The sequence below is a fragment of the Bacteroides xylanisolvens XB1A genome, assembly GCF_000210075.1.
Classification (GTDB): Bacteria; Bacteroidota; Bacteroidia; order Bacteroidales; family Bacteroidaceae; genus Bacteroides; species Bacteroides xylanisolvens.
In genome coordinates this window covers 369,744-377,456 of record NC_021017.1, presented here as the reverse complement: position 1 = coordinate 377,456, position 7,713 = coordinate 369,744, and the positions used below count along the sequence as shown (strand labels likewise).

Here is a 7,713-nt window from a genome sequence, read left to right as displayed (position 1 = left end):
ATATTTTTTCACGTACCGGCTACAATCCCATCGGTATTTTCAACAAATACCAGACAATAAACATCAATGTCCAGGTAACCAGGATACCTAATGAATATCTCCAGGTATATTTAAGCAATGAGCCATACGTAATCTGTTTATCATACTGCCGCATATAAGTCAGTACCAAAGGCATATAGAATAAGAAAGGAGTAATGGCATTCGTCGAACTATCTCCGATACGGAAAGCACATTGTGCTACATCCGGAGCAATTCCCATCTGTGCAAACATCGGAATAAAGATAAAAGACATAAAAGCCCATTTGGAGGTAGCAGATACCATAATCAGGTTTATCAATGCCGTAAATAGAATAAACAGGATGAGAGCAGACAAAGGAGCCGGCTCAAACGAAGAGAGCAAATCAGCTCCCATGATAGCTAAACATTTATCCAGATGGGAATATTCAAAACAGGCAAACATCTGTGCAGCAAAGAAAGCGATAACGAAATACACTCCAAGAAGTTTCATTGGCTGCGTAAGTCCTTCAATCACATCATTATCAGTGCGATACCGTCCGGAACTGAATCCATAAGCCATCCCTGTAATACCTGCTCCCAAAGAAAGTAAGAACAAAATACCGGCAATAAAAGGCGAATGCATCAAACCTCCGTTCACCCCTCGCAAAATTCCATAAGAAGAAAAAGTAAGCCACAAGATAAGAGCGACATAAACAGCTGCTACAACAATGGAAATCATAATGGCACGCCGCTCTTTGCGAGACAAAGGATGATAAGCCACCACTTTCACACTGCCTTCATACTTTCCTAATGTGGGAAGAAGCCATTTTTGAGTAATCCAATACACAATAGCTGTAATGACTACTGTTGAAGCACTCATAAAGAAGTAGTTACAAAGAGGTTCCGTGTTCCCCTGATAACCCGTTTGCGCCAGTGCCGCCTCTTGGGTGGTATGTGCCAATAACGGGTCCATCGTACTCAATACAATATTGGCACTATACCCGCACGCAACAGAGACATAAGCTGTAACAATCCCTGCAATCGGGTGAAGTCCCACCCACTGGAACAGCATAGCGGCAATAGGCAATAAAATAATATATCCACCATCCCCAATGGCATTCGACAACAAACCGAGCACAATCACCCACAAGATGATTTTCCTCTTTTCCTGCCGGTTCCCTACTCCCATGCGGATGCACGCATCAATAAAACCGGAATGTTGTGCTACTCCCAGTCCGAACATAGCGATAATCACCATGCCCAACGGAGCAAAGCCCGTGAAATTCTTAATAGCGTTCCGCAACCACCAACGGATCCCTTCCGGACTCAACAGGCTTTGTACACGGATGTCCTCACCTGTCTGCGGCAATGTCACTTTCAACCCATAGATATCACATATCCATGAAAGAAAGACCACTGCCATTGTCAGCAGAAGGAACATCGTAGCGGGATGGGGCATACGCCATTTATTCTTCATTACTTTCCAGAGGTATTACTTGCCATTACTTATTCTTCGTCAGGCTCCAGATTATCCAAATCGATAATACGCAATTCCAGTGCACGTACTGCCAATCGGGTAGCATTCACTCCCACCCGTTCTCCATTCGGGAAAAGGCGTCCGATAAGATCATTCTGTCGTTTCTCCAATGATTTTACGCCGAAAGGCATCCCTTTCAAATTGGCAATCATCTCCTTCGTATATCCTAAGGCCAAATGGCGGAGAAAACGTTCATCGTATTCATCAATATCATAACTGATGACTGCTTCCTGACGCTTGGCATCGTTGGCTACCGATTTCTTGAAACGATCTACAATCTTTTCCAAAATCGGATAGTTGAATACCAGCTTCTTTCCGTCCATCACAGCCTGTACATCTGTTTTCGTCAGTAATTCTCCTGTTTTGAGGATAATTCCGTCGGCACCGGCATTCAATACATCCACCCACAACTTTTCATTCAGAATCTCACCTGTGAAGATCAGTACCCGGACTCCTTTGTAGCGTTTGAATATATTCCGGCAAATGTCAACACCAATGGTCGTAGAACCTCCCAGTCCTAAGTCCAACAATACCAAATCGGGGAGTTGCGCCTCCATCAACGGCCAGAACTCACTTTCCGTCATTGCCGTACCGATCACTTCCGCATTCGGTATTTCATGACGGAATATTTCTTCTGTCCCTTTCAACTCCAGTTTTACATCCTCTACGATAATAACTTTAAACTTCTGTTCTTCCATGTTTCTTATCTAATAACTTTTATGTGTTCTCCTTTTATCGGCGCGGAATGGTGAAATAAACCGTAAATCCTCCGCCTTCAGCCGGCTCAGCATTGATACGACACCCTCTGCGTCCCGCAAATTCGTCATGGTCGCGGATAATCTGCTTGCATATCAGATATTCCGTTCCTCTCAACTCCCCTTTCTCACCGGAAGTCATACGTGCCAGATTCGGATAAAATAATTGGTTCAATTCTTCCACACTCTTTTCACGTCTCGTATCCGTAAAGAGAAAACGAATATATTCATTATCCTGACGTGCTTGCAGACGTATCAATCCATCTTCACGCACAGTCAATGCTTCATCAATCAAATTTTCCAATAGAAAACGCAACTGGTTCACGTCTCCTATCACTTTCGCTTCCATTGGTTCTATCTCCAGTTCTATCCTCTCCGAACGGTTCTTCATTGATTTCTTGAAGTATTTTCCGGCAGCGTCCAAAAGTTCCTGCACCGGAATCACAGTACGCCGGAAAGTGACTTCCTCCAATTGACGGGAAGCACACGAGCTCAAAATCGTAAAGATTCCCTTATAATATTCAATCAATTCCGTCATAGTCTCCACCGCTTCACGCTCCTCCGTTTCCGAAAGCTTCTGCGTATTCAACCGCCCTACAATCTGTTTGATTTTATTCGGATAATAGATCGTCTCATGTTTAATCGTCGACAGACAGTTGTCAAGTACCATATTCTGAACATGCAACATGCTATCTTCCCAGGAAGCCCGACGTGTTTCTTCATGTGCCGACTCAATATCCCGGTATTTTGTAGCCAGCTTCACCACTGCGTTAAACACGACAATAGCCACATAACGAGCTACCAGTTCAAAAAGCAGTCGATCCGTCTCCTGTTCCGTTCCTTCTCTGCGTTCCAGATAAAGCACACCGACACATTGATGTTCACCTCCTGCTTCCACCATCAGCGGAATTGCCTGAAGATGCTGTTCAGAAAGATATTCTCCGGAACTAAAACACTGTTCTACCATCTCCGGCATTTCCTGCCCGGGGCGAGAAGCGTATTCCAGCCGATGTGTCGTTTCGTTATAAACGGCAATTCCCATCCGGTCAATTGTCAGTAGTTCATTCACCGGACCGAATGCTTCATCCACAATACGTTGCGGGATTTCTTTAAGCGTACTTTCCTCCCGTTGGAGTGCCTCTGCATTTTCTTGTTCCTGCGGTCTGACCAAAGATGCTGCAAATACCTTTTGATTAATCTCAAGTACCTGTTCGAGATTCAAACGATTCTGCAAACGTTTTCTCATATACAGGAAATAGTATCCGACCAAAGAAACAATCAGTAGAACAAAACATAAAATAATTCCTACTGTCTTATTCGTATTCGACCGTTCCAACTGTCGGCAATACGCTTCAAGAGTCTGATCTTCTCCCTGCAACTTATACAAATCCGTAAATGCCGAATTATTGTAACTGTATGCATCCAACTGTTTCAAAGCCAAAAAAGCAACTGCCGCCTCATTCCTGATATCCAGAATCACATGATAATCCGAATCAAACAATTCGTTCCACCAACTGATTTCGGCAGGCGTTCCTTCCCCCACCAGCTTCATATACCGATGCGAACGATCCGGACGCGCATATTTCTCATAATGCTCGTTCAACAAGAGTATAGCAGAATCTATATATTGCAAAGCAAATTCATAATTTTCATCCACATTAGCAAAATAGGCGGCATTCGCATAATCCGACGCTGCATCCAGCAAATCCTCATAGGCAGAATCCGTAACCACCACTATCGAATCGCCCTCCTGCAACATGGGAGGAATCGGATCATGCAGACAAGAACTCACCCCAAACGGAAGCAACAGGCAAAGCAACAAGACTCCCATCGTTTTGCGCACTCCCGAAGGCAAACGGAAATAGAAACGACTCCCTTTCCCCAATTCACTCTCTACATCAAAGACACATCCCCGGAACAATTCATTCGTTTTCTTATATTTCTCAATGATTCCCTTACAATTCATCAGTCCGAAACCACTGCCCTTATTTTCTTTCAGAACTTCCGGGTCGGCTGCATTCTTCATTCCGATGACACGGGAATCATATACTTTCTCACCGATAATACGAGCCATATCTTCTTCGGAAATCCCCCTTCCGTTGTCTTCTACGGAAATCTCGACATACGCATCCGTAGTACGGGCATACACTTTGATTGTTCCTCCTTCCGGGGTATATTTTCGGGCGTTTTCCGCCAGCGTGTTAATCATAAACAAAGTCAATGCCCGGTCAGCTTTCACCATAACCGTGGTCGGTTCTATTTCCAACTTCTGATTTTTCATTTCAAAAGCACGTCTCCCTTTGCCTAACAGTTCAAAGAGTTCATTAAGATCGAACGTTTCAATATTCAGGCTAAGCGTCCCCTGCTTCATCTTAATCCAAAGCGCCAAAATATCATTGTATTCATTAATCGTAGTTACGAGCTCGTCAATGTATTGATACTTCTCTTTCTTTATCTTTTCATGATCGATATATCCTCGTTCCGTCAACTTATGCACCTCATTCAAGATACGGTCGATATAAGGATTTATCCCATTTACAATGGCCAGACAAGCCTTCTTAATCAAATTCTGGCGTTTATTTCCCGCGATATGTTGTTCGTAAACATATCGTTGCTTTTCCAATTGCATCCGTTCGTCACTCAACGCTTCTACCATCTGCTCATTGTCCGCAGCCCAAACGATATACGGTTCGAGCACGTGCACCAACGCTTTTTCATCACGGTTCAACCGATGCAAAGGAACCAGTGCCGCTTTTCCTTCCTCCGGAATTTCCAGTTGAAGACGCCCTTTTCCGAACAGCTGGTCAATGCCTTGTTGAATTAACGGAACATTCATTGGTATAGAAGAAGTGATGTCCCGGCAAAGAGCCAGTATCCGTTGCAGACGTTCCACATCTACTTGATTCCTTATTTTAGATCGCTTATTGAAGAACCACCAAAGAATAACCACCAGTACAAGTCCGGCAATAACCAAAGAAAGTACAAGCGTCATTTGTCGTGAATCGGATTCCAACGAAAGATAACGACTCTCCAACTCTTTATCCTGACGAGTATAATTCAGAATATCCAGGTATATATTTCGGTTGTAATCAGAAGCATACTTCATTCCAAGCCCGGCATACGATACACTCAATTGTTCCCGAATCCTCGAAATCCATTCGGGCACCGTCCTTACGTCTTCCTCCATAATCCACGGTACTCCAGTATATGTCGTATCTCCTTCCGCATAAATACGCAGCTTGTCCAACGTATCCACTGCATGATGATAATAAAGCATATGGTGTTGGTTCACACAATCTAACGCTTTTGTAAGCGTATCCAATGCTTCCGAATAACGTCCGTGCTCATTCATATACTTACCGATAGACACATACGCACCGGCAATCTGATACAAATCATTATACTCCCGGAATTTTTCAAGCGCAAGCTGTGCCATTCGCAAAGGCAAAAGCGAATCTACAGGAAAACCAAACTGATCCAGCGCGTATCCCCTCCTTGTTCGAAAGAGTTCGAAGTTGTTGGAAGAAACCATCAGATTAGCCAGCCCTTGCAGACCATTTCCTTCGAAATAAGGATGATTAGTCTGAACCGCAGTCCTCCAGGTTATATATAGTTGGTCAAACTCACGCATTTTCCTGTCCTCCGGCTTGGTGGCTTCCACCAATGAAGCCGATCCTTTGATATAATGATAATAAAGCAACTGATTCGTATCTGCCAATACTTCATCTTCCGGGATCTGATTGAGAGATGCGATGGCTTCCTGCCTTTGCTGAAGATAATAGTAATAAATAGAAGAAACAATGAAAAATTCGGTGAAAGCATAATCCAGTCGAAGTGCCTCGTGGCGGTCGGCAAACAAATCACTCTCTTCCCGAATACGTTTCATACGCCGAAGCGCACTATTACGATAATCATAAAATTCTTTGTTCATAGCTGTCCGCTGACAAATCTTCATCAGTCCGATATCAGCAATCAACAGTTCAAGCTCATTTTTAGTCAGTTTATATACTTCCTTATGTAACGCTTCCGCCCGGTCAAAATCCATCGCCATAAAAGCACAGAATCCGAGATTATTAGATGCCTCCGCTTTCCCCGACTTATAAAAATTTACCTGTTGATAAGCTTCATTGGCATACTTATAAGAAGAATCCAGGCTTCGATAACGATAAGTATACGCTTTCCCGTTTAAAGAATCAATCAGGCGCACCTCTTTGGTCGGCACCATATCAGTGCACGAAAAAAAAGAGGTAAACAACACTATACCTATTATATATAAAGGAAAACGTGAACTCATTTTTGACTATTAACTGTTTTCAGAAAGCAAATCTACAAATATTTCCGATAAGTTGGAGAGAAAAATATTTTTTATACAATAAGTCCTTCTAAATAATAAGAGAAATTCCTACCTTTGCAGGCAAATTAACAAATAGGTAACATCTATTACAAAATGAGCGAAAAAGCACCCTTTATGGTATTCTCGGGAACGAACTCGAGATATCTTGCAGAAAAAATCTGCGCGAGCCTGGATTGTCCTCTGGGAAATATGAACATTACCCATTTTGCCGATGGCGAATTTGCGGTTTCATACGAGGAGTCAATTCGTGGCGCACATGTATTCCTGGTTCAATCCACTTTCCCTAACTCAGACAACTTAATGGAACTTCTCCTGATGATTGATGCTGCTAAACGTGCATCAGCAAAGAGCGTTGTGGCTGTAATCCCCTATTTTGGATGGGCTCGTCAGGATAGAAAAGACAAACCTCGTGTATCTATCGGGGCTAAGTTGGTAGCTGATCTGCTGTCTGTTGCAGGTATCGACCGACTGATTACGATGGATTTGCATGCTGACCAGATCCAGGGATTCTTCAATATCCCGGTAGATCACTTATACGCATCAGCTGTATTCCTCCCTTACATCCAGTCATTGCAATTGGAAAATCTGGTTATTGCTACACCGGACGTAGGAGGTTCAAAACGTGCCAGCACTTTCTCCAAATACCTCGGCGTACCATTGGTACTCTGCAACAAATCACGTGAAAAAGCCAATGAAGTAGCATCTATGCAAATCATCGGTGACGTGGAAGGTAAAAACGTTGTCTTGATTGATGATATCGTAGACACAGCAGGAACAATCACCAAAGCAGCCAACATCATGTTGGAAGCCGGTGCCCAATCTGTACGCGCTATCGCCAGTCATTGCGTAATGTCTGATCCGGCTTCTTTCCGTGTGCAAGAGTCTGCCCTGACAGAAATGGTATTTACTGACAGCATCCCTTATGCTAAGAAATGCCCGAAAGTGAAACAGTTAAGCATTGCCGACATGTTTGCTGAAACAATCAAACGAGTAATGAATAACGAATCTATCAGTTCACAATATATCATTTAAATGAAGAATGATAAATGAAGAATGAAGAATAAGAAAGC

Annotated in this window: 4 protein-coding genes; 1 reads left to right on the top strand and 3 read right to left on the bottom strand. The window is 43.2% G+C overall.

The features are described 5' to 3' along the window. Positions 1 to 19: 19 nt before the first annotated feature. Genes BXY_RS01580 through BXY_RS01570 form a run of 3 tightly spaced genes read right to left on the bottom strand, consistent with a single transcriptional unit; the run spans position 20 to position 6,583 of the window. Positions 20 to 1,474 carry an AbgT family transporter gene (locus tag BXY_RS01580; RefSeq protein WP_004317458.1) on the bottom strand — a complete coding sequence of 485 codons (1,455 nt, stop codon included), beginning with the start codon at positions 1,472 to 1,474 and terminating at the stop codon, positions 20 to 22. Between the two features lie 29 nt (positions 1,475 to 1,503). Beyond that, entirely contained in the window at positions 1,504 to 2,232 is a 729-nt protein-coding gene (locus BXY_RS01575; protein ID WP_004317459.1) for a DUF5932 domain-containing protein, read from the bottom strand. A gap of 34 nt (positions 2,233 to 2,266) precedes the next feature. Continuing rightward, complete coding sequence (locus tag BXY_RS01570) at positions 2,267 to 6,583, bottom strand: DUF5113 domain-containing protein (RefSeq protein WP_151929284.1); 4,317 nt, start codon at positions 6,581 to 6,583, stop codon at positions 2,267 to 2,269. Positions 6,584 to 6,736: 153 nt separating this feature from the next. Here BXY_RS01570 and BXY_RS01565 point away from each other — a divergent pair, with 153 nt between their 5' ends. After that, positions 6,737 to 7,675 carry a ribose-phosphate pyrophosphokinase gene (locus BXY_RS01565; protein ID WP_008022499.1) on the top strand — a complete coding sequence of 313 codons (939 nt, stop codon included), beginning with the start codon at positions 6,737 to 6,739 and terminating at the stop codon, positions 7,673 to 7,675. Positions 7,676 to 7,713 lie beyond the last annotated feature (38 nt).